20 protein-coding genes are annotated in these 25,571 nt (G+C 66.9%); 11 read left to right on the forward strand and 9 right to left on the reverse strand.

The genetic code is table 11. From position 1 onward, the window contains the following. Nucleotides 1-137 precede the first annotated feature (137 nt). The 7 genes from rpsM (at nt 138) to ISP25_RS17835 (ending at nt 5,287) form a co-directional block, all read left to right on the forward strand. Nucleotides 138-494 carry a 30S ribosomal protein S13 gene (rpsM, locus tag ISP25_RS17805; RefSeq protein ID WP_192105753.1) on the forward strand — a complete coding sequence of 119 codons (357 nt, stop codon included), beginning with the start codon at nt 138-140 and terminating at the stop codon, nt 492-494. Nucleotides 495-506: 12 nt separating this feature from the next. After that, nucleotides 507-893 carry a 30S ribosomal protein S11 gene (rpsK, locus tag ISP25_RS17810; RefSeq protein ID WP_007513384.1) on the forward strand — a complete coding sequence of 129 codons (387 nt, stop codon included), beginning with the start codon at nt 507-509 and terminating at the stop codon, nt 891-893. 11 nt (nt 894-904) lie between these two features. After that, on the forward strand, nt 905-1,531 hold the full coding sequence (rpsD, locus tag ISP25_RS17815) for a 30S ribosomal protein S4 (protein WP_192157030.1): 627 nt from the start codon (nt 905-907) through the stop codon (nt 1,529-1,531). A gap of 15 nt (nt 1,532-1,546) precedes the next feature. Continuing rightward, on the forward strand, nt 1,547-2,545 hold the full coding sequence (locus ISP25_RS17820) for a DNA-directed RNA polymerase subunit alpha (protein WP_181301024.1): 999 nt from the start codon (nt 1,547-1,549) through the stop codon (nt 2,543-2,545). A gap of 314 nt (nt 2,546-2,859) precedes the next feature. Beyond that, nucleotides 2,860-3,243: a 50S ribosomal protein L17 gene (gene rplQ, locus ISP25_RS17825; RefSeq protein ID WP_181301027.1), complete on the forward strand. Its 384-nt coding sequence runs from the start codon at nt 2,860-2,862 to the stop codon at nt 3,241-3,243. A 155-nt stretch (nt 3,244-3,398) separates the two neighbouring features. Further along, a complete protein-coding gene (locus tag ISP25_RS17830; protein ID WP_404616341.1) occupies nt 3,399-3,920 on the forward strand; it encodes a disulfide bond formation protein B in 522 nt (173 codons plus the stop codon). Further along, nucleotides 3,917-5,287, forward strand: coding sequence for a class II 3-deoxy-7-phosphoheptulonate synthase (locus ISP25_RS17835; protein WP_404615767.1), 1,371 nt, complete (start codon nt 3,917-3,919; stop codon nt 5,285-5,287). Before ISP25_RS17830 ends, ISP25_RS17835 begins: the two co-directional genes overlap by 4 nt. A gap of 315 nt (nt 5,288-5,602) precedes the next feature. Here ISP25_RS17835 and ISP25_RS17840 read toward each other — a convergent pair whose 3' ends face one another. Beyond that, entirely contained in the window at nt 5,603-7,204 is a 1,602-nt protein-coding gene (locus ISP25_RS17840; protein WP_404615769.1) for an amidase, read from the reverse strand. A gap of 201 nt (nt 7,205-7,405) precedes the next feature. Here ISP25_RS17840 and ISP25_RS17845 point away from each other — a divergent pair, with 201 nt between their 5' ends. Beyond that, on the forward strand, nt 7,406-8,059 hold the full coding sequence (locus tag ISP25_RS17845; protein ID WP_404616342.1) for a c-type cytochrome: 654 nt from the start codon (nt 7,406-7,408) through the stop codon (nt 8,057-8,059). After that, nucleotides 8,056-9,348, forward strand: a complete 1,293-nt coding sequence (locus ISP25_RS17850) for a cytochrome c (RefSeq protein ID WP_404615771.1) — start codon at nt 8,056-8,058, stop codon at nt 9,346-9,348. Before ISP25_RS17845 ends, ISP25_RS17850 begins: the two co-directional genes overlap by 4 nt. A gap of 12 nt (nt 9,349-9,360) precedes the next feature. Here the strand turns inward: ISP25_RS17850 and ISP25_RS17855 are convergent, their stop codons facing one another. From ISP25_RS17855 to ISP25_RS17890, 8 genes are all read right to left on the reverse strand, one after another. Next, complete coding sequence (locus ISP25_RS17855; protein WP_404615773.1) at nt 9,361-10,014, reverse strand: glutathione S-transferase family protein; 654 nt, start codon at nt 10,012-10,014, stop codon at nt 9,361-9,363. Nucleotides 10,015-10,042: 28 nt separating this feature from the next. Continuing rightward, the gene (locus ISP25_RS17860; RefSeq protein ID WP_404616343.1) at nt 10,043-13,081 is read right to left on the reverse strand and encodes an efflux RND transporter permease subunit; all 3,039 of its coding nucleotides are present in this window, start codon (nt 13,079-13,081) and stop codon (nt 10,043-10,045) included. Nucleotides 13,082-13,110: 29 nt separating this feature from the next. After that, the gene (locus tag ISP25_RS17865) at nt 13,111-14,229 is read right to left on the reverse strand and encodes an efflux RND transporter periplasmic adaptor subunit (RefSeq protein WP_404615775.1); all 1,119 of its coding nucleotides are present in this window, start codon (nt 14,227-14,229) and stop codon (nt 13,111-13,113) included. Continuing rightward, nucleotides 14,226-15,599 carry a TolC family protein gene (locus ISP25_RS17870; protein ID WP_404615777.1) on the reverse strand — a complete coding sequence of 458 codons (1,374 nt, stop codon included), beginning with the start codon at nt 15,597-15,599 and terminating at the stop codon, nt 14,226-14,228. Before ISP25_RS17870 ends, ISP25_RS17865 begins: the two co-directional genes overlap by 4 nt. A gap of 243 nt (nt 15,600-15,842) precedes the next feature. After that, nucleotides 15,843-16,382 carry a mismatch-specific DNA-glycosylase gene (locus ISP25_RS17875; protein WP_404615779.1) on the reverse strand — a complete coding sequence of 180 codons (540 nt, stop codon included), beginning with the start codon at nt 16,380-16,382 and terminating at the stop codon, nt 15,843-15,845. Further along, a complete protein-coding gene (locus ISP25_RS17880) occupies nt 16,366-17,064 on the reverse strand; it encodes a Dph6-related ATP pyrophosphatase (RefSeq protein WP_404615781.1) in 699 nt (232 codons plus the stop codon). Before ISP25_RS17880 ends, ISP25_RS17875 begins: the two co-directional genes overlap by 17 nt. Next, on the reverse strand, nt 17,061-18,431 hold the full coding sequence (locus tag ISP25_RS17885; protein ID WP_404615783.1) for a sensor histidine kinase: 1,371 nt from the start codon (nt 18,429-18,431) through the stop codon (nt 17,061-17,063). The genes ISP25_RS17880 and ISP25_RS17885 overlap by 4 nt, the downstream gene beginning before the upstream one ends. A 790-nt stretch (nt 18,432-19,221) precedes the next feature. After that, on the reverse strand, nt 19,222-19,887 hold the full coding sequence (locus ISP25_RS17890; protein ID WP_192157009.1) for a response regulator transcription factor: 666 nt from the start codon (nt 19,885-19,887) through the stop codon (nt 19,222-19,224). A gap of 147 nt (nt 19,888-20,034) precedes the next feature. Between ISP25_RS17890 and rng the strand changes: the two genes are divergently transcribed. Both rng and ISP25_RS17900 read left to right on the forward strand, forming a co-directional pair. Beyond that, complete coding sequence (gene rng, locus ISP25_RS17895; RefSeq protein ID WP_404615785.1) at nt 20,035-21,513, forward strand: ribonuclease G; 1,479 nt, start codon at nt 20,035-20,037, stop codon at nt 21,511-21,513. Nucleotides 21,514-21,540: 27 nt separating this feature from the next. Continuing rightward, entirely contained in the window at nt 21,541-25,524 is a 3,984-nt protein-coding gene (locus ISP25_RS17900) for a YhdP family protein (RefSeq protein WP_404615787.1), read from the forward strand. Nucleotides 25,525-25,571 lie beyond the last annotated feature (47 nt).

The following is a 25,571-nucleotide window of genomic DNA, read 5'->3' on the forward strand; positions in this document are numbered from 1 at the left end:
TGGCTGCTGGGCGCGGGAGACGGGTCGAAAACCCGGAGGGTCAGGCGGCGTTGAGCGCTGCAGGACTTTCCTGACAAGTTGATTCAAGATAGAATTGCGCGTTTACCGCGCACGAAAGCACTCGGAGAAAGCACATCATGGCGCGCATCGCAGGTGTCAATTTGCCGGTCCAGAAGCATGTCTGGGTTGGTCTGCAGAGCATTTACGGCATTGGCCGCAGCCGGGCCAAGAAGGTCTGTGTGGACGCTGGCGTGGTTCCCACCACCCAGATCAAGTCGCTCAGCGAAGGCGAAGTGGAAAAGCTTCGCGCGGAAATCGCCAAGTACGTCGTGGAAGGCGATCTGCGCCGCGAAGTGGGCATGGCCATCAAGCGCCTGATGGATCTGGGCTGCTATCGCGGCCTGCGCCATCGTCGTGGCCTGCCGGTGCGCGGCCAGCGCACGCGTACCAACGCACGCACCCGCAAGGGCCCGCGTCGCGCCATCAAGAAGTAACGGATCGAGAATATGGCCAAGCCTGTCAAGACCAAGAAGAAGATCAAGCGCGTTGTCACGGATGCCGTGGCCCACGTGCAGGCCTCCTTCAACAACACCATCGTCACCATCACCGATCGCCAGGGCAACGCCCTGTCGTGGGCGACTGCCGGCGGCGCGGGTTTCCGCGGTTCGCGCAAGTCGACCCCGTTCGCCGCCCAGGTCGCCGCCGAGAAGGCTGGCCGTGCCGCTGGCGACTACGGCGTGAAGACCGTGGAAGTGCGCATCAAGGGCCCGGGCCCGGGTCGTGAGTCGGCCGTGCGTTCGCTGAATGCCTTGGGTTACAAGGTGCTCAACATCATCGACGTCACGCCGATTCCGCACAACGGCTGCCGTCCCCCCAAGAAGCGTCGAGTCTAAGGAGCACAACCATGGCACGTTATCGTGGAGCTACCTGCAAGCTCGCCCGCCGCGAAGGCGCCGACCTGAGCCTCAAGAGCCCGGCCCGCGCAATCGACTCCAAGTGCAAGCTGGAGAACAAGCCCGGCCAGCATGGCGCCAACAAGCGCATGCGTATGTCCGACTACGCCGTCCAGTTGCGCGAGAAGCAGAAGGTCAAGCGCATCTACGGTGTGCTTGAACGCCAGTTCGGCAACTACTACACCAAGGCTTCGACCCTCAAGGGCAACACCGGCGAGAACCTGCTGCGCCTGCTCGAGAGCCGCCTGGACAACGTCGTCTACCGTATGGGTTTCGCGGTCACCCGCGCCCAGGCCCGCCAGATGGTTTCGCACAAGGCGGTGCTGGTCAACGGCAAGAAGGTCAACATCCCGTCCTACCAGGTCAAGCCGGGCGACGCGATTGCGTTGACCGAGCGTGCCCGCGCCCAGCTGCGCGTTCAGGAAGCGGCGACCGTGTTCGACACCATGGACCTGCGTCCGGGTTGGGTCGAAGTCGACAGCAAGAAGTTCGAAGGCACGTTCAAGGCGGTGCCGGATCGCGGCGACCTGCCGTCCGACATCAATGAAGCCCTGATCGTCGAACTTTACTCGAAGTAATCATCGGAGCCTTGCATGGCAGTTTCGTCTACTAGCGTGCTGCGGCCGCGTGGCCTCAGCGTCGAACAGCTTGGCGCCAATCGCGCCAAGGTGGTGGTCGAACCGCTCGAGCGCGGTTTCGGTCACACCCTGGGCAACGCGCTCCGTCGCGTCTTGCTTTCCTCGATCCCCGGCAGTGCCATCGTCGAGGTCGAGATCGACGGCGTGCTGCACGAATACACCACGCTTGAGGGGCTGCAGGAGGACGTGATCGAAGTCCTGCTGAACCTCAAGGACGTGGCGATTCGCCAGCATACCGGCGACGAAGTCACCCTCACCTTGTCCAAGAAGGGCAAGGGCGTGGTCACGGCCGGCGACATCGTCGTCGACCACTCGGTGGAGATCATCAACCCCGAGCACGTGATCTGCCACCTGACCAAGGACATCGCGCTCAACATGCGCCTGAAGGTGCGTCGCGGCGTGGGTTACCAGCCGGCCAGCTCGCGCGTCCATCCGGACGACGAAGCCCGTCCGATCGGTCGCCTGCAGCTCGACGCCTCGTTCGCGCCGGTGCTGCGCGTGGCCTACGAAGTGGACGCCGCTCGTGTCGAGCAGCGCACCAACCTCGACAAGCTGGTGCTGGACATCGAGACCAACGGCACGATCGGTGCCGAAGACGCGGTGCGCAAGGCTGCCGAAATCATCAACGACCAGCTGTCGGTGTTCGGTGACTTCTCGCGTCGCGAGAGCGCCACCGACAAGGCCGAGAAGAGCGGGTTCGATCCGCTGCTGCTGCGCCCGATCGACGATCTGGAGCTCACCGTGCGTTCGGCGAACTGCCTGAAGGCCGAGAGCATCTACTACATCGGCGACCTGGTGCAGAAGACCGAGGTCGAGCTGCTGAAGACGCCGAACCTAGGCAAGAAGTCGCTCACCGAAATCAAGGATGTCCTTGGTTCGCGCGGCCTGGCCCTGGGCATGAAGCTGGAGAACTGGCCGCCGGCCGGCCTCTCGCACGGCATGCAGTTGGGTTGATAGTTACTAGAGCGATCGTCCTTGATCGCCATGCAGCAAGACATCGGCCAAGGCGTGCATAGCGCCTTGGCCGAACGTCAAAAGCGGCCACTCATGGCCGCGGCGTAATTTTTGCGATCGTCCGTGATCGCTGCGCCATACGCGTTCGGTGGGCACATGTCGTGCGTTGTCACCGGGCGCCGGAAGTGGCCATCCATGGCCGCACTCTGAATAGAAGCCCGTATCACCAAGGGCCTCATCAGCGGGCAACCGCGGGAAGCCGGACATGAGTGCCGGCTTTTCATAACAACAGACCTACATAGAGAGTATTCGCCATGCGCCACATGAAATCCGGTCGCAAGCTCAACCGCACCAGCGCCCACCGTGAAGCGATGTTCAAGAACATGGCTTCGTCGCTGTTCAAGCACGAGTTGATCCGTACCACCCTGCCGAAGGCCAAGGAACTGCGCCGCGTCGCCGAGCCGCTGATCACCTTGGCCAAGACCGATGGCGTTGCCAACCGTCGCCTCGCGTTCGCGCGCCTGCGCGACAAGGAAGCGGTCGGCAAGCTGTTCGTCGAGCTGGGGCCGCGTTACCGCGAGCGTCCCGGCGGCTACCTGCGCATCCTGAAGTGCGGCTTCCGCGACGGCGACAACGCCCCGATGGCGTATGTCGAGCTGGTCGGTCGCCCGCAGGCCGAGGCTGTCGACGCCGAGTAAGCGTCGCGTTCGCGGACATTCAGACATCCAAACGAAACCCCGGCCGGGCGACCTGCCGGGGTTTTCGTTTGCGCAGCCGGGAGCGTGGCGTGACGGTACTGACAGGCCGCTGGCAAGCGGGTAATGTCGTCTCTCCGCTCCACTTCCTCTCGCCCATGAATCCCATGCGTTGGTCGTTTCGCATTTGCCTACTGGCGGGTTTTCTCGTCTGTGCCAGTCTGATCGGTTTTGCGCTGTATGCGCAGTACGTGCTGCAGATGGACCCGTGCCCGTTGTGCATCCTGCAGCGCGTGGCGTTCATTGGGCTCGGCGTGGTGTTCCTGGTCGGCGGCCTGCACGCGCCGCGCGGCGGCAGCCGCTGGCTTTACGTGGCGCTGCTGGTGTCGGTCGCGCTGGTGGGCATCGGCATCGCCGCCCGTCACTTGTGGATCCAGTCGTTGCCGTTGGACCAGGTGCCGAGCTGTGGGGCCCCGCTGGGCTATCTGCTGGAGACCCGTGCCAGCAACGGGGGCCTGATCCATGTGCTGCTCAAGGTGCTCACCGGTTCCGGCGAATGCGCCAGAGTGCAACCCATCCTTGGTTTGTCGATGCCGTGGTGGTCGCTGATCTGGTTCGCGCTGCTCGGACTGTGGGCAGTCCTGGCCGGCCTGCGCCGCACGAAGGTGATGGTGCGATGAGCAACGGAACACAGAGCGAGGATTGGGCGCCGTCGTCCTGGCAGCAGCGCAGGGCACTGCAGCAGCCGCACTACGAAGACGCCGCCGAGTTGGCGCAGGCCACGGCACAACTGGCACAGCTGCCGCCGCTGGTAACTTCGTGGGAAGTGTTGGCGTTGAAGCAGGCGCTGGCCGAGGCGCAGGAGGGCAAGCGCTTTCTCTTGCAGGGTGGCGATTGCGCGGAAAGTTTCGCCGACTGCAGCAGCCCGATCATCTCGAACCGGCTCAAGGTGTTGCTGCAAATGAGTCTGGTACTGGTGCACGGGTTGAAACAGCCGGTGCTGCGGGTAGGACGTTTCGCGGGCCAGTACGCCAAGCCGCGTTCGGCCGATACCGAGACGCGCGACGGCGTGGCGTTGCCCAGCTTCCGCGGCGACGTGGTCAATGGGCCCGAATTCACCCCTGCGGCGCGGCGCGCCGATCCGCAGCGCCTGATTCGAGCGCATGCGCATTCCGCGCTGACGATGAACTTCGTGCGCGCGCTGATCGACGGCGGCTTCGCCGACCTGCACCACCCGGAATACTGGGACCTGGCATGGGTCGAGCACTCGCCGCTGGCCGCTGAATACCGCCGCATGGTGGCCGGTATCGGCGATTCGTTGCGCTTCATGGAAACCCTGGCGGGGCCGATCGCCGGCTTCACCAAGGTGGATTTCTTCACTTCGCACGAAGCGCTGTTGCTGCATTACGAGCAGGCGGTCACGCGGCAGGTGCCGCGGCATCGGGGCTGGTTCAACTTGTCCACCCACTTTCCGTGGATCGGCATGCGCACTGCGGCGCTGGACGGCGCGCACGTGGAGTATTTCCGCGGCATCCGCAACCCGATCGCCGTAAAGGTCGGCCCTTCGGTGACGCCGGATCAGCTGCTGCCGTTGATCGACGCGCTGAACCCACAGAATGAGGCTGGCCGGCTCACTCTGATCCATCGCATGGGCAATGCGAAGATCGCCGAGGCGTTGCCGCCGCTGTTGCAGGCAGTGATGCGCGATGGTCGGCGCGTACTGTGGGTTGCCGATCCCATGCACGGCAATACCGAAAGCACCTCCAACGGTTACAAGACGCGCCGCTTCGACAATATCCGTGGCGAGCTGGACCAGGCGTTCGACATTCACGCTGCGGCCGGTACGCGGCTGGGTGGCGTGCATCTGGAGCTGACGGGCGAGGACGTCACCGAATGCACCGGCGGTGCGCGTGGACTGTCGGAAGCCGACCTGCAGCGCGCGTACAAGTCGATGGTTGATCCGCGGCTCAACTACGAGCAGTCGCTGGAGCTCGCGATGCTGATCGTGCGCAAGTCGGTGGGCGGCCAGGGTAGCGAAGCGGGTTGAGTCGAGTTGCGACGGACTCAGCCCGTCGTTTCGAATGCGTCTTCCGCTTCGCGCGCATCAGCATCTGCCGGCGGCGGAAAGTGGTACCACGCCTCGTGTGGAGAGGCCTTGCAGCAAGACAGGCATTGCGTCATCGACCAGTAATGTCCGCAGCCCGGGCAGCAGCCGGCCGTCCAGAACGTATTCCACACCGTACCGCAGCCGGAGCCGGGTTCGCTCGATGTGCACTTCCAGCGGCTGCCGGGGCGCGGCTCCCAGGCGCAGAGCGGGCAGTGGATGTGCGGCTGGCGTTCCATGTGAGGTATCCGTTGCCCGTTATTTCGGCGGTGCCACCGGCTTGCCGTCCACCGTGTCCAGGAACTTCGGCGGCTGCCACGCATGCGTGTGCTGCTCAAAACCGTATGCGATGGAGATCAGCGTGGGCTCGCTCCATTTCGCGCCGAACAGCACGATGCCCACCGGCAAGCCGTGCGCCCAGCCAGCGGGCAGCGTGATCGAGGGATAGCCGGCCACCGCGGCGGGTTGCGAGGGGCCGCCGATGGTTGGATCGCCGCTGACTATGTGATCGCCCAGCACGGGATCGGTCATGAAGGCCGGTCCCCAAGACGGTGCCAGCAGTGCATCGAGGTGCTGCGCTTGCAGTGCTGCATCGATGCCCTGGGGACCGGAGAGCTGCTTTGCCTTCGCCAGCGCGTCGCGATAGGCCTGATCGGTGAGCGAGCCGCGCGCCTGGGCCTGCTCGAACAGCTCCTGCCCGAACCACGGCATCTCTTCGGCGGCGTGCGCGTTGTCGAAGGCGATCAGGTCGGCCAGCGTGTGTACCTTCAGCCCGGTGCGCGTAGCGAGGTAGGCGTTGATGTCGTGCTTGAAGTCGTACTGCATCACGGTGGACTCGGCGTCGCCGAGTTCGTTGATGTGCGGCAGCTGCACCGGGTCGACGATGATCGCGCCCTGCGCCTTCATCGCGGCGATGGCTTCGTCGAGCACGCGGTCGGCGTTCGGCTCGACGCCGCCCAGTGCGCGCACCACCCCGATGCGCTTGCCGCGAAGACCGTTCGGGTCGAGGAACTGAGTGTAATCGGTGGCGTGCTGGTCGGCGTCCGCAGTGGCCGGGTCGCGCTCGTCGCTGCCGGCGATCACCGAGAGCAGGGCGGCCGCGTCGGCCACGCTGCGCGCCATCGGCCCCGCGGTGTCCTGGTTGGTGCTGATCGGCACGATGCCGGCGCGGCTCACCAGGCCCAGCGTGGGCTTGATGCCGACCAGGTCGTTCATCGACGAGGGACAGATGATGGAGCCGTCGGTCTCGCTGCCGATGGCCACCGTCGCCAGCCCGGCGGCCACCGCTGCGGCGGAACCCGCACTGGAACCGCAGGGGGTGCGGTCCAGCGCGTAGGGGTTCCGGGTCTGCCCGCCGACACCGCTCCAGCCGCTCGAAGCGTGGTTGGAGCGGTAGTCGGCCCATTCGCTGAGGTTGGTCTTGCCGAGGATTACCGCGCCGGCCGCGCGCAGCTTCGCGGCCACGGTGGCGTCGTGCGGCGCCGGGGCGCCGGCCAAGGCCAGCGAGCCGGCGGTGGTCTGCTCGCGGTCGCCGGTATCGATGTTGTCCTTCAGCAGCACGGGGATGCCGTACAGTGGCCCATGCTGCTTCGTCCGCTTCGCGTCGAGCGAGGCGGCGATCTTCAGCGCATCGGGATTGGTCTGCAGCACCGAGTGCAATGCGACGCCGCTGCCATCGATGCGCCGGATGCGGTTGAGGAAATCCCGCGTCAGCCCCTTGCTGCTCAGGTTGCCCTCATCCATGCGCTGTTGCAGCTGGGCGATGGAGGCATAGTCGTCGTCGTGCTGCTGCGCGGCCAGCGGCATGCTGGCGAGCAGGGCGACGACGAGCAGTGGGCGGGCGAACAGTTGGCATGTCATGGCGTCCCCCAGGCACTGCGACGTGGTGTCGCGATGCGCGGAGCATAGCCCGGTTGGGCAACCCGATCTGCCTATACTCGACGCATGAATCGGCCACCCTTCTGCCTGGCGCGTGCCGTCGTCATACGCATCGTCCGGTGCGCGATGGTGCTTGCCCTGTCGTCGCTGCTGTCGCCAGCGTTTGCCGGATCCCAGGCATCGATGGCACCGGCGGTGCCCGATACGCTGCAGCAGCGCATCGCCGCATGCGTCGCATGCCATGGCGGGCATGGCGAAGGTTCGCCCGGAAGCGGCTTCTTCCCGCGCCTTGCCGGCAAGCCGGCCGGGTATCTCAGGCGCCAGCTCATGGATTTCCAGAACGGCCTGCGCCAGTACGCGCCGATGGAATACACCGTGCGCGGCTTGAGTCCGGACTACCTGCACGAGATCGCCGAATACTTCGCGGCGCAGCAGGTGCCATACACGCGCTCGCCTTTGCCGCCCGTGCCTGCGCAGGCAATGCAGCGCGGCGAGCAGCTCGTCACGCTGGGCGATGCCGCACGCGGCGTTCCCGCGTGCGCACGATGCCATGGCAACCAGCTCACCGGGGTGCAGCCGGACATTCCCGGTCTGGTGGGCCTGCCGTACGACTACATCAGCGCCCAGCTTGGCGCGTGGCGCACGCATACCCGTGCCACCGTGGCACCGGATTGCATGGCGGAAGTGGCAGCGCGCCTGGGCGAGTCCGACATCACTGCGGTGTCGGCATGGCTCTCCAGCCGCGAGCTGCCCGCCGACATGCATGCGCAACCGGCCGGCAGCGTGCGGCCGCCGCTGCATTGCGGTGTGCTCGCCGGGAATGGAGCGGGTACATGAAGCGGCTGCTGCGTGTCCTGTCCTTGGCGTTCGTGTTGGCGCTGGTGTTGCTGACGTGCTGGTTGCTGCATCCACTCGGGCATGTACCGGTATCGCACGGCGAGAGCGCCGCCAGCGAGGCGAGCCTGCGCGATCCGGCGTTGATTGCAAGGGGCGCGGCACTCGCCGTCGCCGGCGATTGCGCCGCCTGCCACACTGCGCAAGGCGGGGTGCCCTTTGCCGGTGGCCGCCTGTTGCCGACGCCGTTCGGCAGCATCGCCACGACCAACCTCACGCCCGATCGAACCACCGGGCTCGGCGACTGGAGCTTCGAGGATTTCTGGCAGGCGCTGCATTCCGGCATCGGGCGGCAGCGCGAGCCGCTGTACCCCGCATTCCCGTACACCTCGTACACCCTGCTCACGCGCGACGACGCACTGGCGATCTATGCATACCTGCAATCCTTGCAGCCGGTGCATCGCACGGACATTCCGAATGAACTGGCGTTTCCATACAGCATCCGCCGGTTGCTGGTGGCGTGGCGTGCGCTCCACTTCCGCGAAGGCACGTATCGACCCGATCCGAAACGGACGGCCCAATGGAATCGCGGTGCCTATCTCGTCCAGGGCCTCGCCCATTGCAACGAATGCCACGCACCGCGCGATGCGTTGGGCGCGGTCATGCCGGATCGTTTCCTCGCTGGCGGCGAGATGCCCGCGCAGCACTGGTACGCGCCCGATCTTTCCACGCAGGCCAACGGCGGCCTCGCAGGCTGGCATGCGCAGGACATCGTCGACCTGCTGAAGACCGGCCAGTCCGCGCGCGGCACCGCCTTCGGCCCGATGGCCGACGTGGTGCGGCAAAGCACGCAGCACATGGACGACGCGGATCTGCACGCGATGGCCGACTACCTGTCCATGCTGCCGTCGCGCCAGTTGCCGGCCCCATCGCCAGTGCCACCCGACGCTGCCCATCTGGTGCAGCAGGGCAAGGACGTCTATCGGCAACGCTGTGCCGACTGCCACGGTGCCGACGGCCATGGCGCGCCCGGCACCTATCCGTCTCTGGACGGCAACGTCTCCGTCGTTGAGCCTGGCGCCATCAATGCCATCCGCATGGTGCTGCTCGGTGGCTTCGCCCCCAGCACCGTCGCCAACCCGCGGCCGTATTCCATGCCGCCGTATGCGCAGCAGCTCGACGATGCCGAAGTTGCCGCCGTGGTCAGCTACATCCGTCAAGCCTGGGGCAACCACGCGGGCGCCGTGAGCCCGCAGGATGTGGGAAGGTATCGGCATACTCCCGAGGATTAGGGTCGAACCCGGTCAGCCTGCGGGAGGTGTGCTTGCGTTGATTGCGAGTTGGGCGGCGAACGCCCGTTTGTACGCGGGGCGTGCTTCGCCGCGGGCCACATAGGCGGCCAGGTCCGGGAATTCGTCCAGGATGCCCGAGGATCTCGTCCTGAGCAGCACCGACACCATCATGAGGTCGCCTGCGCTGAACGCGCCGTCGAGCCAGTCGGCATCGCCAAGGCGAACGGAGAGCTCGCGCAGCCGGTGGCGGATGCGATCCTTGACGAGCGGCAGGCGCTCCGCGGCCCAGGGCTTGTCGCCCTCCATGAACTTGGCGGTTTGCAGGTCGAGGATGGGCGGCTCCACGGTGTTGAGCGCGGCGAACATCCACATGACCGCGCGCGCCCTGGCATCGGCATTGTCCGGCAGTAGGCCCGCATGGCGTTCGGCGATGTGGAACACGATCGCACCGGTTTCGAACAGGGCGAGATCGCCTTCCTCGTAGGTCGGGATCTGGCCGAAGGGATGCAGGCGCCGATGCGCGGGCTCCTTCATCGCACCGAACGAAACAAAGCGGACTTCGTAGGGCAGGTCCGTTTCCTCGAGCGCCCAGCGGACGCGCGTGTCGCGCGCCAGTCCCTTGCCGCCATCGGGCGAGCGTTCAAAGGCGGTAATCGTGATGGTCATCGCGGGGCTCCCGCAAAACAGGTATTGCCTATGGGTGGTCTGCGCTCTTCGACGGTTTGCGCAGCACCGAGTAAACCACCGGCAGCACCAGCAATACCAGCGGCACCTGCACCAGCATGCCGGCGATGATCGCCACCGCCAGTGGTTGCTGCATCTGCGAGCCTTCGCCGATGGCGAGCGCCAGCGGCAGCAAGGTGAGGATGGCGGCGATGGTGGACATCAGGATCGGCCGCATGCGGTGGTGGCCGGCGTGACGCAACGCTTCGTGCAGCGACATGTCTTGCTCGGCTTCGCGCAATTCGGTGAAGTAGAAGATCGCCAGCTCGGTGACGATGCCCACGATCATCGTCATGCCCATCATTGCCGAGATGTTGAGTTCGATACCGGTGATCCACAGCCCCACGAACACCGCCGCCAGCGCCAGCAACGGCGCCACCATGATCGCCAGCGCGACACGGAAGCTCTCGTACAGGAACAGCAACAGCGCGAACACCAGCGCGATGGCCGCCAGCATCACCAGGCGCAGGTCGTGGAAGGCGGTCTGCTGCTGCGCGTAGAGGCCGCCCAGCTCGTGGTACATGCCGGGTGGAAGCAGGCCCGGTTTGGCCAGTACCTGTTTCACGTCGTTGGCGGTGGAGCCTAGGTCGCGGCCCACGATGCGCGCAGTCACGGCGATCATGCGCTTGAGATTGTCGCGGTTGATTTCCGGCTGGCCCTGCACCGCGCGGATGGTGGCGAGTTCGGACAACGGGACGACGTGGCCGTCGCCTGCGCGTATCGGCAGCGTGGCGAGCTGTTCCACCTGCGCGCGCGAGGCAGGCGGCAGCCATACGCGCACACCGAGCATCTTCGGTCCCTGCGGCAGCTGCGCCGCCACGTTGCCGCCCATCGCGTCTGACACCTGCTGCGCCACCGTCGCCGGATCGAGGCCGAGCAGACCGGCCTTTGCCGGATCCACGCGCACGTCCAGCGCGTCGCCTGCGGGATTGATGCCGTTGTGCACTTCGGCGATGCCATCGACCTTGCCGATGGCGGCGGCCACCTTCTTCGCGGTGTCGTCCAGCTGCGTCTCGTCGTCGCCGTAGAGCATGATCTCGATGGGCTGCGGCACTTCGGTGAGGTCGCCGATCAGGTCTTCCATCAGCTGCGCGACGTCCACGTCGAGGCCCGGCACCCGTGCCGCGACCTGCTGGCGGATCTGCTCCATCACATCGGCAGTGGCGGGGCGGGAGCCGTTCTTCAGGCGCACGAAGAAGTCGCCCGTATTCGCCTCGGTGAGCCCGCCGCCGAGCTGCAGGCCGGTGCGCCGCGAATAGGTGTCCACGTAGGGGTTGGCGCGGATGATTTTTTCCACCTGTTGCAGCAGGCGATCCGTCTCGTCCAGCGAGGTGCCGGGCGGCGAGAGATAGTCCAGCGTGAAACCGCCTTCGTCCATCTGCGGCATGAAGCCGCTGCCGACTTGCCGGTACGCCAGCGCGCCAGCCAGCAGCAACGGGATCACGCCGATCAGCACCAGCGCCGGGCGCTGCAGCAGACGGCCCAGCGTGCGTTCGTAGCCGGCGAGCATGCGTTGCGAGAAGCGGCCTGGCGGATGTTCCGCGGCATGGCGTTCGTCGATCAGCCATTCGGCCAGCAGCGGCACCGCCACCCAGGTGAGCAGGTAGGAGATCACCAGCGCGCTGGCCATGGTCAGCGACAGCGCCTTGAAGAACGCGCCGGTGACGCCGCTCAGGAAAGCCAGCGGCAGGAAGATCACTACCGTGGCGGCGCTGGAACCGGTGAGCGGGCGGGTGAATTCCAGCGCCGCGCCAGCGATGCGTTCGCGCACTTCGCCGGCGCCGCCGTCGCGCAGCCGGCGCATGATGTGTTCCAGCATCACGATCACATCGTCGATCAGCAGGCCCACCGCGGCGGCCATGCCGCCCAGTGTCATCATGTTGAAGCTCATGTGCAGCACGGTCAGCAGCAGCACGGTGATCGCCAGCGTGGCCGGTACCACGATCAGCGCGACCAGGATCACCCGCACGTTGCGCAGAAACACGAACAGCACCAGGGCCGCCAGCACGATGCCGATCAGGATCGCGTCGCGCACGCTGCCGGCCGCGCCCAGCACCAGTTGCGTCTGGTCGTACCAGTTGGCGATGTGCAGGCCCTTCGGCGCCTGCCGTTGGTACTCGGCCAGCCGCTGCTTCACGTCGTTGGCGATCTGTACGCTGTTGCCGTCGGGCTGCTGGAATACCTGCATCAACACAGCATCGTGGCCGTCGGCGGTGGTGCGCACCCACTGCGGCTCGTGATCCATGACTACCGTGGCCACGTCGGCCAGGCGCAGCAAGCCGTGCGCGTCGGCGCGCAGCACGATGTCGCCCAGCGCCTTGATGGTGGCGGGCTGGTTGTCGGCCAGCAGCAAGTACAGCTTGTAATGGTCCTGCAGGCGGCCCATCGATTGGATGGTGGCGGCGTTCGCCACCGCATGCTCCACGTCGGTGAGCGCGAGGCCTTGCGAGCGCAGCTTCGCCGCATCCACATCCACATGGAACTCCGCGACTTCGCCACCCTGCACGTCCACCTGCGCGACGCCGGCGACGCCGGAGAGCAGCGGGCGCAGCTGGTATTCGGCAATGTCGTGCAATTGCGCGGGCGTTAGCGTGTCGGAGCGCAGGCTGTAGGCAAGGATGGGGAAGACGGTGGGATCGAGCCGGATCGCCTGCACGTCCACGCCGGGCGGCAGGTGCGGCAGCGCTTCGCCGACGGCGGCGTCGACGTCGAGCAGGGCGCGGCCCATGTCTGCGCCCCAGTCGAAACCGATGTTGATCTCGGCGCTGCCGCGACTGGTGGTGGAACGCAACTCGCGCACGCCGCGCACCTGGCGGATCGCTTCCTCGACCGGCCGCGTGACCATCGCCACCATCTGATCGGCGGGCTGGTCGCCGGTATCCAGCGTCACGCGTACGCGCGGGAACGACACGTCGGGGAACAGCGATACCGGCAGATTGAACGCGCCGAGGATGCCGCCGATGGCGAGGACGAAGGCGAGGAACAACAGCGAGCGGCGATGCCGGTGCATCCAGTCGGTGATCGTCGATGGCGTGGCGATCACGGTTTGCTCTCGCTGCCGGCCTTGTCGCCTGTCTGGTCGTCGTCGGCCTTGCTGTCGCCCGTGCGCACCGCCGAGCCGTCGTCGATTTCGTAGGCACCCTGCACGATCACCGGAAGCCTTGCGTCGAGCTTGCCCAGCACGCCCACGGTATCGCCTTCCGGTTGGCGCAGCTGCACGTCCACGCGATGCGCCTTGTCGTGGTCGAGCTGGAACAGATAGTCGCCCTGCTCGTCGTTCAGCACGGCGGCGCGCGGCACGGCCCATGCGGTGTAGTCGTCACTCTGGATCGTGGCGGCCAGCGCCACACCGGCCACCAGCGCCGCATGGCCGCTGGCGGCGATTTCCGCCTGCACGGGCAGCAGATGGGTCTGCGGATCGATCGCGCTGCCCACCATCGTCAGCTTGCCTGCGAACGGCTTGCCGTCGCCGTACACGCCGTGCAACTGCACCGGCATGCCCGCGTGGAGTAGCGCGCCGGCGTCGGGTTGTACGCCCAGTTCGGCGACCAGCGCATGCGCGGGCATGAAGTTCAGCAGCGGCGCGTTCGCGGCGAAGCGGTCGCCCAGCGCCACCGACACGGCGGCGACCACGCCGTCGTCCGGCGCCGCGACAGTTTCCTGCGCAGTACCGCCGCCCAGCGCCTGCTGCGCTTCCAGGGCGGATTGCGCGTCGGACAACGCTTTGCGCGCGGTGGCGACCTGCGACTGCGTGGCCAGGTGCTGTGCCGCCATCTGTTCGGTGCGCCGCAATTCGCTGCCGGCCAGGGTCAGCGCGCCCTGCGCCTGCTGATAGGCGCTGCGCGCGACTGGATCGGGCGCAATCGTCAGCAGCGCGTCGCCGCGCTTCACCGTCTGTCCCGCGCTGACCTTCAACGCGATCACCTGGCCGCCGTGCGCGAGGCTGATGGTACGTGCGTGGTGCGGGTCGGCCACTGCACTGCCCCAGGCCTCCACGCTGTCGTGGAAGCGCTGCTGCGCCGGCATCACGGTGGTGACCAGTGCCACGCCCTTGGCGTCGTCGGATTGATCGTCGTCGCTTCCCTTGCCGCCGCAGGCAACCAGCAGCAGGGCTGTGGCGGCCAGCGCAGCACAGCGTACGAACAGGGATCGATTCATTGTCTGGGTGTCCGTTGCATGACGAAATCCGTACGGCCCAGCAGGGCTTCCAGCGCGATGGCCGTGGCGGAGCGCGATTGCCGCAGCGCGATCAGGTCGGTGTCGGCGGCGAGTGCGTTGGCGCGTATCGAAAGATACGTCGGCCAGTCGATCAGGCCTTTCTGCCAAGCCTGCTGCGCGGCGTCGCGCGCGGCATCGAGCTGCTTTGCATGCACGGCCTGCGCCTGTTGCTGCGCATCCAGCGTACGCAGGTCGGCGGCAAGACGGTGCATGTCGCCGCGTGTGGCAAGCAGGCGCGCATCGTAGTCGTCCTTCAACTGCTGGCGCGTGGCTTTCTCGATGGCGATGTTGCCGCGGTTGCGGTCGAACAGCGGCAGGCTGAGGTTGATGCTGAAGCCGTTGGACTTGATGCCGGTATTGTCGCGAGCGTTGTTGAGGCCCACGCTGATCGCGGGGAATTGCGCGAGGATGGCGCCGCGCAAGGTCGCCTCCTGCGCGCGGTAGCCGGCTTGCAGCGCGAGCAGGTCGGGACGGCGCTTGGGCAGGTCGATCAATGCCTCTTGCAACTGCGCGTCATCCGGATCGGCGCGATATGGCTGGCCTACCAGGTCCAACGGGGCGTTGGGCGCAAGGCCAAGCAACTGGCGCAGGTCGCTTTCCGCCTGGTGCAAGGCCACTGCGTTGTCGGACGCCTGCTTGCGCGCGTCGGCCATCGCATTGAGCCCTGCGCTGGCACCGTCGTAACTCAGGTTGCCGGCACGCACGGCGGCCTGCACCGCCTGGTCCACTGGCGCCAACGCCTGCTGCTCGGCATCGAGTTCGGCCTGCTGCGTGCGCAGGTTCTGCACTTGCTCGAACAACAGCCGCGCCTGTGCGATGGTCTGCCATTCCGCCCACAGCAGGTCGAGGTTCACCTGCTCGGCCTGCGCATTTGCCGCGTGCTTGCGCGAGGAACGCAGCAGGATGGAACTGACGTCCTCGGCGATACCGAGGCTGTAGGCCCTGGTGACACCGCTTTCGCCGCCATCGCCATGCGGCAGATCCTCGCCGAAGCTCAATTGCGGATCGGGCAGCAGGCCCGCGGCGAAAGCCTGCGCGCGCGCGATGCCGAGTCCATCGCGCTGCGTCCTGAGGTCTGGATTGTTCGCCACCGCCAGCATCGCCACCTCGGTGACGTCGAGGCCATCGGCCGGATCGAAACGATGCGTCGCCAGTTCCGGCACGGGCATCGTGTTGGCCGGCACGCTGAGTTGCGTGGCACTGGCGGCACCCTCGCCGTTGCCCAAGGGCAGTGGGTGATAGGTGGCGCAGCTGCACAGCAGAGCTGCCGTGGCGAGCAGGGCAGCGCGAAGAAATGGGCGTGGGCGCACGTCGGAAATCATGTTGGATATGATTGCAGGGAGGCGCTTAGGGCTTTCTTATCGGTTGATGTTTTCGCAAGATTCAAAGCGATTTCGAGCCGCTGTCGCGGTCTTTTCTCTGCGCGGCTGTATGGACTGGAGACATTGGTAACAGGTGTGCCAGGACATGGGTTACACCGCGGCAGGCGATCGAAAGCCCGCCGCAGGCGAGCCAAGTTGCGAAAGTGAAAACTTGTCGCGAGCCACCTGCCCTCATTCCATCCCTTTTTCCGGAGGGGAGAGGGAGACGAGCGCGGCAAGCGCGCGCCAGGGCTCGATGTCCCAATGTCCTCGTGCCTGTCCTGAGGGTGAGGGCAGCACGAACACGCTTGTCGTGCCAATGCACTCGTCCTGCAGGCCATACGAAACGGCGTGCCCCAATGCGGCGCGTGCCGCGTTCTTGCTGGTGAAGGCGATCACCCTAGGCGCATAGCGTTCCATCTTCGCGCGCAACGCCGGCACGTCGAACGCCCCGGGCGGCAGTTCGTCGTCGTTGCCGCTGTGGCGCTTGGCGAGATCGGTGAGGCCGATGCCGAATTGCGGCAGCAGAGGGAACTCCGCGGGAGCAAGCAGGCGTGCGGTGATGCCGGCTTCGTGCAGCGCACGCCAGAACAGGTTGCCCGGATGCGCGTAGTAGGCGCGTTCGGCGGCGGAGCGCTTGCCGGCCGCGGTACCGCAGAACACCAGCGCGAGACCGGGCTGCAGCACGTCGGGCAGGACGTGTAGAGACAGGTTCCTAGCCTTGCGCGTCATCGTCGAGCAGGAAGTCGGTGAACTGGAAGCGGCCGTCGCGCAGCACGGATTCGCCGCGCTTGAGCCTGACCGGCTGGCGGAACAAGGGGCCGCCCCAGCTCAGGGTGTGGAACTCGCCGCGCTCGCCGCAGGGGTCGACGCCGGCGGGCAGCGCGTCGAGCAGGCTGGCGTCGTAGGCGCGGCCGCTGAACGCGGCGTCGAGCTGTTGCGTATCCACGCAGCACAACATGGCGCGGTGTCCCTCGGCCACGAAACGGCGCGACAGCGCAGCGGTGTCCTCGCCCCACAGCGGGAACACCGCGCGCCAGTTGTCCCGGCCGAGCTGGCGCACGCGGTAGTCGCGCACGTCTTCCAGGAACAGGTCGCCGAAGGCGCAATGGCGGATGCCGGGCCAGCGCATGCGTGCCTCGGCCAGTGCCTGTGCGTGCGCGGCTTCGTAGGATTCGTTGCTGCCCGGCCAATCCAGCAGCACTTCCACCAGCGGCAGGCCCAGCGCGGCCACCTGCGCCTGCAGCACGTCGTGCCGCACGCCATGCATGGCGATGCGCTGATAGTTGCGGTTGATCGTGGTGAGCAGGGCGACCACCTCCCAGCGAGGGTCGGTACGCAGGCGCTGCAGGGCCATCAGGCAATCCTTGCCGCCGCTCCAGGCGAGCAGGGTGGGTGTGGGCGTGTCGCTCATGGCGTGGTCGTTTCCCGGATGACGGCTGCCTGCCAATCGAGTGTGGCATGCAGGCGTTGTTGCGGATCGAGGCGGAAGTCCAGCGCCAGGCCCAGCGCGCGCGCGGCGGCGGCGGTGAGCGCCAGGCCGAGCCCGGCGTGCCCTGCATGGGGCAGCTGTTTGCGCCAGAAGCGTTGGCCGAAGCTGGCGAGGTCGGCGTCGGTGAGGCCGAACGCGGCGTTGTCGATGGCGAGGCCGCGTTCGCTGATGCTGAGCCGCACGGTGTCGCTTTCGGGAGCGTAGGCGCAGGCGTTGCCCAGCAGGTTGCCGACGATCACCTCCAGCAGGGCGGGATCGGTATGCAGTTCGGCCGGCGCCGTCCCCTGGATCACCAGCGCGATGCCGCGCGCGGCGACCGTTGCGTGCTGACGTTGCAGCTGGCGCTCCAGCCAGGGTGCCAGCGACAGTTGTTGCCACTGCGGCTGCTCCAGCCCGGACTGCAGGCGCGTGAGCAGGAGCAGGGCGGTGACGGTGGCTTCCAGCTCCGCGCCGATGCTGCCGATCTCCGCCAGCAGATCAGGCAGGCTGCGGCCGCTGGGGTAGCGCGCCTCCACCTCGGCCAGCGCACGCAGCTCGGCGAGACGCGTGCGTGTTTCATGGGCAAGGCCGCTGGCGAACTGGCGCTCGCGTGCAAGGCCGTCATCCATGCGCGCCAACACATCGTTGAAGCGCGCCACCAGCGGGTCGAGCTCCTTGAGGCCGATGGGCGCAAGGCGCTGTCCCGGGGCCTGCGGGCCGATGCGTCCCATGTGATCCACCAGTGCACTCATCGGGCGCAGGCCGCGGCGCACCACCAGCGGCACGGCGATCAGGGCGATGGCGGCGGCGAGCAGCGGGCCCAGTGCGAGGATCCAGTCGAACGCCAGCATCAGTTCGTCGAGCGAGTGGCGGTCCTGTACGAACAGCAGGCGACAGGTGCCGGGCGCGGTGCTGCCGGGACGGGCGAAGCTCAGTCGCACCGTGTCCAGATGGTGCTGGTGGTGGCCGAGCCGTGCGTAGCGTGGCTTCGCATCCACGTTGTCGGGCCAGCCCTCAGGCACGGCTGGCGGTGGCGGGTCACTGCGTTGCGGTGGGGTACCGTCGCAGCGGAGTTCGTACCAGGCATCGTCGCCTGCCGGGCCGGCGACGACGTGGCCGGAAGGCGCGGCCTGTTCCTGGGCGAGCATGCTGCCGAGCGCGCGGGCCTGGTCGAGCAGGTTCTGGTGAAAGCGGCTGGACAGCTCATGGTCGATGCGCCAGTCCATCAGCTTTGCGCCGCCGCCCAGCACCAGCAGGCAGACGATGGCCAGCAGCACGGTGACGCGGGCGGAGAGGGAGGCGGGCTTCATGCTCGGCTTCGCTTCGTGGGCGCGTGCCAATCTCCCCTCGTCCGCTTGCGGGAGAGGGGTTGGGGGAGAGGGGCTTTTGCTTCTGCTTGTGGGCTTACGCAAGGTTCAAAGCGGTTTCGAGCGCCTGCCGGCGCCCGAGTTACTTTTCTCTTGCGTGGCCAAGAGAAAAGTAACCAAAAGAGAAGGCCACCCCGCGGCGGCGCTCTCCGGGCATCCTGCCCTGCGAGTCCGTGAGGCGTGGCCGGGCTTTTCGGCCGGGCTCCTGCCCGGTCGAAAAGGCGAGCCCATCCTTGGGCTCGCCCGCTGCGCGGCCTGATCGTCCCCGCCTCACCGTCACCGAGGGGGCCCGGGAAAAGCAGGCGCGCATCGTGCGCGCCGGAAGCAAAAACAGGAGCCGAGGCGTTGCAAGCTTGCGATGCTTTCGTTCTCGCTTCCGCGCGCCTGGAGTGCGCTGCTTTACCAGGGGCCTCTATGGCGCGGCGGGTGGGCGGAGGAAAGCCCGCAGGGTGGCCCGCAGGGAGGCCGGCCAGTTTTTCGCCGGGACAGGAGTCCCGTCGAAAAAGCCCGCAGCCCACCCGCGCACCCGCAGGGCAGGATGCCCGGAGGGCGCGCCATCGGGGTGCCCTTTCTCTTTGGGCACGCAAAGAGAAAAGAACTCGGCCACCGGCAGGTGGACGAAACCGCTCTGTTACTTGCCATAACGCAGCCAAAGCAAAAGCACCCTCTACCCCAACCCTTCTCCCGCAAGCCGGAGAAGGGAGAATGAGCGCAAGCGAGTAATGAAACGTCCTCACGGGATCAAATACCCCGCCCCGCGCCGCGTCTCGATCAACCCGGCGACGCCCGCCGCGTCCAGCTTGCGCCGCAGACCGAACACCAGCACCTCCACACTGCGGTCCGACACCTCACTGTCGCTGCCGGCGGTGCGGTCGAGGATCTCCTGCCGGCTGAAGGCGCGGCCCCGGTGGCGCAGCAGCAGGCCGAGCACGGCGAATTCGCGTGGCGTCAGCGCCAGCGGCTGGCCGTTGACGCTGGTGCTGTGCGAGCGCGGATCCCAGCTCAGCGCACCATGGCTGAGCACGTCGGGCCGGGCCTGCTGCGGGCGCCGCGACAGCGCGTGCAGGCGGGCCACCAGTTCGTCGAAGGCGAAGGGTTTGACCAGGTAGTCGTCGGCGCCGGCGTTCAGCGCCTCGATGCGGTCGGGCACCTGGTCGCGGGCGGACAGCACCAGCACGCGCGGCCGGCGCCCGCTGGCGGGCAGGCTGCGCAGCACGCCGATGCCGTCCAGCCGCGGCAGCATCAGGTCCAGCACCACCAGTTCGTAGTCGTAGCTGGTCAGGAAGCCGCAGGCTTCCATGCCGTCGCCGGCGGCATCCACGGTGAAACCCGCGCCCTGCAGGCCGTGGCGCAGGGTCTGGCGCAAGCGTTCGGAGTCTTCCACCAGCAGCAATTTCATGCCAGGTCCATTGTCCAAGCCGGGACGGGGAGGCCTATTGTCGCCGTTCGGGCTTAGCAAAACATTCGGCTTTTTGCACCCTGCGCCGCGCATCGACAGTTATGCCAGGCAACCGCTATAAAGGCTTTCTATTCGGGGAGTTACGCAGTGAGCGAAGAGATCCTGATCAACGTGACTCCGCGCGAGACGCGGGTGGGCGTGGTCGAGAACGGCATGTTGCAGGAGGTGCATGTCGAGCGCGCCTCCAGGCGCGGCTACGTGGGCAACATCTACAAGGGCCGGGTGCAACGGGTGATGCCGGGCATGCAGGCGGCGTTCGTGGAGATCGGGCTGGATCGCGCCGCCTTCCTGCACGCCTCGGACATCGTGCGCCCCGCGTTGCCGGAAGGCGCCGAGGGCAACGGCCACGGCAATGGCCATACGCCGTCGATCAGCGAGCTGGTGCACGAGGGCCAGGAGGTCGTGGTGCAGGTGGTGAAGGATCCCATCGGCAGCAAGGGCGCGCGCCTGTCCGCGCATCTGTCGATTCCTTCGCGTTACCTGGTGCTGCTGCCGTATGCGCACACCATGGGCATTTCCGCGCGCATCGAGGACGAGACCGAGCGCACGCGCCTGCGCGAGGTGATGGGCAGCCTGGTCGGCGAGAATCCGCTGGGCTACATCGTGCGCACCAATGCGGAAGGGCAGAGCGCCGAATCGCTGGCCTTCGACGTGACCTACCTCGGCAAAGTGTGGCGCGTGGTGCAGGAGAACATCGCCAAGACCCGCGTGGGCGAGCGCGTGTACGAGGAGCTTTCATTGCCGCTGCGCAGCCTGCGCGACATGCTCACCGACGACATCGAGAAGGTGCGCGTGGACTCGCGCGAAACCTTCGACAAGGTGGTGAAGTTCGTGCACAAGTTCATGCCCAGCCTGGACGACCGGGTGGAGCACTACGACGGCGAGCGGCCGATCTTCGACCTGTACAGCGTGGAGGACGAGATCCAGCACGCGCTGAAGAAGGAGGTGCCGCTGAAGTCGGGCGGCTATCTGGTGGTGGATCAGACCGAGGCGATGACCACCATCGACGTGAACACCGGCGCCTACCTCGGCACGCGCAATCTCGAGGAAACCGTCTACCGCACCAATCTCGAAGCGGCGCAGGCGGCGGCCCGGCAGCTCAGGCTGCGCAACCTCGGCGGCATCATCATCATCGACTTCATCGACATGGTCGACGAGGAGCACAAGCGCCAGGTGCTGCGCATGCTGGCCAAGGGGCTGGCGCGCGACCACGCCAAGACCACGGTATATCCGATGTCTTCGCTGGGCCTGGTGGAGATGACCCGCAAGCGCACCACCGAAAGCCTGGAACGCCAGCTGTGCGAACCGTGCCCGGCCTGCAGCGGGCGCGGCACGCTGAAGACCGCCGAGACGGTGACCTACGAGATCTTCCGCGAGATCACCCGCGCGGTGCGCCAGTTCAACGCCGAGAAGCTGCTGGTGATGGCCAGCCCCGCCGTGGTCGGCCGCATCCTCGAAGAAGAGTCCGCCGCGGTGGCCGAACTGGAGGAGTTCATCTCCAAAAGCATACGCTTCCAGGCCGAGGAACATTATTCGCAGGAACAGTTTGATGTGGTTCTGCTGTAACCCAGTCGCCATGGCCGTGGCCCCCCGATGAACGCCGGCTGGCAGCGGCGGCTGCACTTCGTCGCGCTCGCATTGGGCTGGTTCGTCGGCATCGCGGTGATCGCCTTGGCCGTGCTGATGGCGCTGGCGCAGTTGCTGGTGCCGCTGGTGGCACGGCATCCCGAGTGGGTGGCGCGCGAGTTGTCCGCGAAGCTGGAGCGTCCGATCAGCTTCGCCTCGCTGCAAAGCGGATGGAGCGGCTCCGGTCCGCGGTTCGTGCTGCGCGATGTCACCGTGGGCGTGCCGCCGGGGGGCGCAGGCAAGACCATCCACATTCCCGAATCCGAATTGCAGATCGATTTTGGCGGCTGGTTGCCCACGCGGCACCTGCTGAACCTGCGCACGCACGGCCTGCAGCTCGACCTCAGTCACGCCAGGGACGGCAGCTGGCACGTCAACGGCCTCGGCACAGGCGGCAGTTCGCAGCAGCCCGGTTTCGGCCGGCTCTCGGTGGAACTGTGGCTGGACGATCTGCGGCTCGACATCACCGAGGAGGCCAGCGGCAAGCATTACAGCCTGATCGCCAGTCAACTGCGGCTCAGCCGGCGGGGCAACCACATCCGCGTCGGCGCGCTGCTGCGCCGCGAGGGTGCGCCGGGCGTGCTGCACGGTGCAGGAGATTTCCGCGACGACGGCAGCAGCGGCAGGGTGTGGCTGTCGGGGCGGCAACTCGACCTCGCCGCGCTGTTTGCAGGAGTGGATCTGGGCGGCTACACCGTGCAGGGCGGCAAGGGCGACGTGGCCGCATGGCTGGACTGGAAGCAGGGCAAGGTGGTGCGCAACCTCAGCCGCTTCGATCTCGACGGCATGCGCATCACCGGCACGAACGGGAGTACCGAGGTACCCGCGCTGCATGGCGAGGCCGAACTCACGCGCACCGCCGATGGTTACGAACTGCGCTGGGCTGGTGACGACCGCAGCGCGCTTGCGGTATGGCTGCACGATCCCGGCACGCCTCGGCTCTCCGTGCAGGCCGCTGCGCGCGACCTGCAGATCGCGCCGTTGCTGCCTTGGCTGGGTCTCGCTCCCAAATTGTCGCCCGCGCTGGCCGCATGGCTGGGCGGTGGGCGGCCACGCGGCAAGTTCGACAACGTGTCGCTGGGATGGTCGCAGGCCGGCGGCTTGCAGCGCCTGGGCGCCACGTTCAGCGGTCTTGCCATCGATCCGGTCGGTACGCTGCCCGGCGTGGACGGCCTCGATGGCACGTTGCGCGGCGACAGCGAGGCCGTATCGCTGGAGCTGCCCGCACAGGCGACGACGGTACGCGCCACGCATGTGTTCCGCCAACCCTTCGTCATGTCGAATCTGGCCGGTACGCTGGCGTTCTGGCATGCGGACGACGACTGGCATGTCGGCGTCGATGCGCTGGATTTCGAAGGACAGGGTTACGGCGGCCAGGCACGCGGCGAGATTCGCCTGCATGACGCCGGCGGTCCGCCGTTCCTCGACATCTATACCAGCCTGACGCATGCCGACGTCGTTGCCGCCAAGCTGTTCTGGCCGGTCAATGTGATGCCGCCGCCTACCGTGGCATGGCTGGATCGTGCGCTGGTCGGCGGCAGTATTGACCACGCCGAAGCGCTGGTACGCGGCGACCTCAGGGACTGGCCGTTCCAGCACAACGAAGGCCGTTTCGAAGCACGCGCGGAAATCAGCGACCTCGGCTTCCGCTACGCCGCCGACTGGCCCGAGGCCACCGGTGTCCACGCCATCGCCAGCTTCATCGACAGCGGCATGCTGGTGCAGGCCGATACCGGGCAGTCGCTCGGCGTGAAGGCCGACAAGGTGGTGGCGCTGATCCCGGAATTCGCCAACGGCACGCTGGATCTCAACGTCGATGGCCATGGCAACGGTGCCGACTTGCTGGGCTTCGTGCTGAAAAGCCCCATTGCCAGCAAGCAGGCCGACCAGCTGGCCAAGCTGAAACTGGGCGGCAGCGGCAACTTCGACTTCCATCTCTCGTTGCCGCTGGGCGCGCCGCAGGACTTCAAGCTTGCCGGCAACGCGCAATTGAACGATGTGGACGTGAGCGACGAGGACTGGAGCCTCAAGCTCGACAAGCTCAACGGTCCGGCCACCTTCGACGGCAAGGGCTTCCATGCCGGCCCATTGAACGGCAGTGCACACGGCCAGCCCTCCACGCTGGACCTGGCCATTGCCGGCGCGACCGGCAATCCGAATACCGTGGTGGCGGCGAAGCTGAGCGGCATCTACAGCCTGGCCGACATCACCAACGGCTATCCCTCGCTGGACTGGCTGGCGCCGCTGGGCGAGGGCCGCAGCGTCTTCAACATCGGCTTCAACCTCGCTGCGCCGGCCGATGGCGGCGAACTGGCGCAAACCCTCACCATCGACTCCACGCTGACCGGCATGGTGCTGAAGGTGCCGGTGCCGCTGAAGAAGGACGCCGCGACCGCGTTGCCGCTGCATCTCGTGCTGGCACTGCCGGTGAGCGGCGCCGATCTCAAGGTGCAGCTGGGCGAGCAGGCGCGCGGCCATCTGCGCCTGGCGGATGGCAGCAAGCCGCTGGCCGGCACGCTGGCGTTCGGTACGCAGATGCCCACCGAGCTGCCCGTGCAAGGTCTGCGCATCCGCGGTCATGCGGCCAAGCTGGACGTGACCGGCTGGGTGCAGCAGGCCGTCGCCCTCACCTCCGGCAACAGCGGCGCCGCCACGGGCAGCGCAGGCAGCACGAGTAGCGCAGTGGGTGCGAGTAGCGCAGCGGGTACGAGCAGCGGCCCCGCGCTGGAAAGCGTGGACGTGAGCACCGACCACGCCGAGTGGTTCGACCACCCCTTGGGCGCGATGACTTTGCAGGCCACGCCAGCCGTCGGTCATTTGCAGGTGGACGTGGACGGCGTGGCGTTGGCAGGCCGCTTCACCGTGCCCGACAACGATCTCGACAAACGCGGCATCACCGCGCGTCTCACCCATCTGCACTGGCCCAACCCGCCTGCACCTGCCGGCAAGGCAGCCGCCAACCAGCCCGTCGAAGATCCCGCCAACACCGGCATCAATCCCGCCGCGCTGCCGCCGCTGCACCTGTGGGTGGGCGAATTGAGTTTCGGCGACGCAAAGCTGGGCGAGGCCCGGCTGGAAACCTGGCCCACGACGCAAGGCATGCACATCGACCAGTTGCGCGCGCTGTCACCCAGCGTGCAGATCACCGGCAGCGGCGACTGGAACGGCACGCCTGCCAACAGCCACACCCGCATGCACATCGGCTTCGCCGCCGACGACCTTGGCAAGATGCTTGCCGCGTTCGGCTACACCGGCCTGGTCAACGGCGGCAAGACGGAAGACCAACTGGATGCGAGTTGGCCTGGCTCCCCCTCCGCCTTCAGCCTCGCCAACGCCACCGGCACGCTGGCTGTCGACGTCAGCGATGGGCGTATCCCCGAAGTGGCGCCCGGTATGGGGCGTTTGTTCGGCCTCATCTCGCTGGCCGAATTGCCACGCCGCCTGACACTGGATTTCGGCGACGTGTTCGGCAAGGGTCTCGGCTTCGATTCGATCAAGGGCGATTTCCAGCTCGCCGACGGCAATGCCACCACCAACAACCTGGCCATCAAGGGGCCGGCCGTGCAGATCAGCATCACCGGTCGCACCGGTTTGCGCGCCAAGGACTACGACCAGTACGTGCAGGCGACTCCGCATATCGGCAACAGCCTGCCGGTCATCGGCGCGGTGGTGGGCGGTCCGGTGGGCGCCGCCGCAGGCCTGGCCGTGCAGGGCATCCTGGGCAAGGGCCTCAACAAGATCGCCAGTACGCGCTACCGCTATCACGTCACCGGCAGCTGGGACAAACCGGTGATGACCCTGGTAGAGAAGAACGATGTGCCCGCCGCATCGGCCCCCGTGACCGTACCGCCCTTGTTGCCCGCCGCGTCATCGTCCAGTCCCGCCATCACGATGCCGCTGCGCGATCCGTCGCAGGCGTTGCCCGCCGCGGCGTCCTCGGCCGGTCGCTGACACGGCTTTGATTTCACGCGTCGCGCCCCCATTCTTACGACTCTCAC

This window comes from Rhodanobacter hydrolyticus (genome assembly GCF_044904645.1).

Excerpts from the sequence above, each read along its gene's own strand:
- rpsM (WP_192105753.1), top strand. The coding sequence starts at position 138 with ATGGCGCGCATCGCAGGTGTCAATTTGCCGGTCCAGAAGCATGTCTGG.
- rpsK (WP_007513384.1), top strand. The coding sequence starts at position 507 with ATGGCCAAGCCTGTCAAGACCAAGAAGAAGATCAAGCGCGTTGTCACG.
- rpsD (WP_192157030.1), top strand. The coding sequence starts at position 905 with ATGGCACGTTATCGTGGAGCTACCTGCAAGCTCGCCCGCCGCGAAGGC.
- ISP25_RS17820 (WP_181301024.1), top strand. The coding sequence starts at position 1,547 with ATGGCAGTTTCGTCTACTAGCGTGCTGCGGCCGCGTGGCCTCAGCGTC.
- rplQ (WP_181301027.1), top strand. The coding sequence starts at position 2,860 with ATGCGCCACATGAAATCCGGTCGCAAGCTCAACCGCACCAGCGCCCAC.
- ISP25_RS17830 (WP_404616341.1), top strand. The coding sequence starts at position 3,399 with ATGAATCCCATGCGTTGGTCGTTTCGCATTTGCCTACTGGCGGGTTTT.
- ISP25_RS17835 (WP_404615767.1), top strand. The coding sequence starts at position 3,917 with ATGAGCAACGGAACACAGAGCGAGGATTGGGCGCCGTCGTCCTGGCAG.
- ISP25_RS17840 (WP_404615769.1), bottom strand. The coding sequence starts at position 7,204 with ATGACATGCCAACTGTTCGCCCGCCCACTGCTCGTCGTCGCCCTGCTC.
- ISP25_RS17845 (WP_404616342.1), top strand. The coding sequence starts at position 7,406 with ATGGCACCGGCGGTGCCCGATACGCTGCAGCAGCGCATCGCCGCATGC.
- ISP25_RS17850 (WP_404615771.1), top strand. The coding sequence starts at position 8,056 with ATGAAGCGGCTGCTGCGTGTCCTGTCCTTGGCGTTCGTGTTGGCGCTG.
- ISP25_RS17855 (WP_404615773.1), bottom strand. The coding sequence starts at position 10,014 with ATGACCATCACGATTACCGCCTTTGAACGCTCGCCCGATGGCGGCAAG.
- ISP25_RS17860 (WP_404616343.1), bottom strand. The coding sequence starts at position 13,081 with ATGCACCGGCATCGCCGCTCGCTGTTGTTCCTCGCCTTCGTCCTCGCC.
- ISP25_RS17865 (WP_404615775.1), bottom strand. The coding sequence starts at position 14,229 with ATGAATCGATCCCTGTTCGTACGCTGTGCTGCGCTGGCCGCCACAGCC.
- ISP25_RS17875 (WP_404615779.1), bottom strand. The coding sequence starts at position 16,382 with ATGACGCGCAAGGCTAGGAACCTGTCTCTACACGTCCTGCCCGACGTG.
- ISP25_RS17880 (WP_404615781.1), bottom strand. The coding sequence starts at position 17,064 with ATGAGCGACACGCCCACACCCACCCTGCTCGCCTGGAGCGGCGGCAAG.
- ISP25_RS17885 (WP_404615783.1), bottom strand. The coding sequence starts at position 18,431 with ATGAAGCCCGCCTCCCTCTCCGCCCGCGTCACCGTGCTGCTGGCCATC.
- ISP25_RS17890 (WP_192157009.1), bottom strand. The coding sequence starts at position 19,887 with ATGAAATTGCTGCTGGTGGAAGACTCCGAACGCTTGCGCCAGACCCTG.
- ISP25_RS17900 (WP_404615787.1), top strand. The coding sequence starts at position 21,541 with ATGAACGCCGGCTGGCAGCGGCGGCTGCACTTCGTCGCGCTCGCATTG.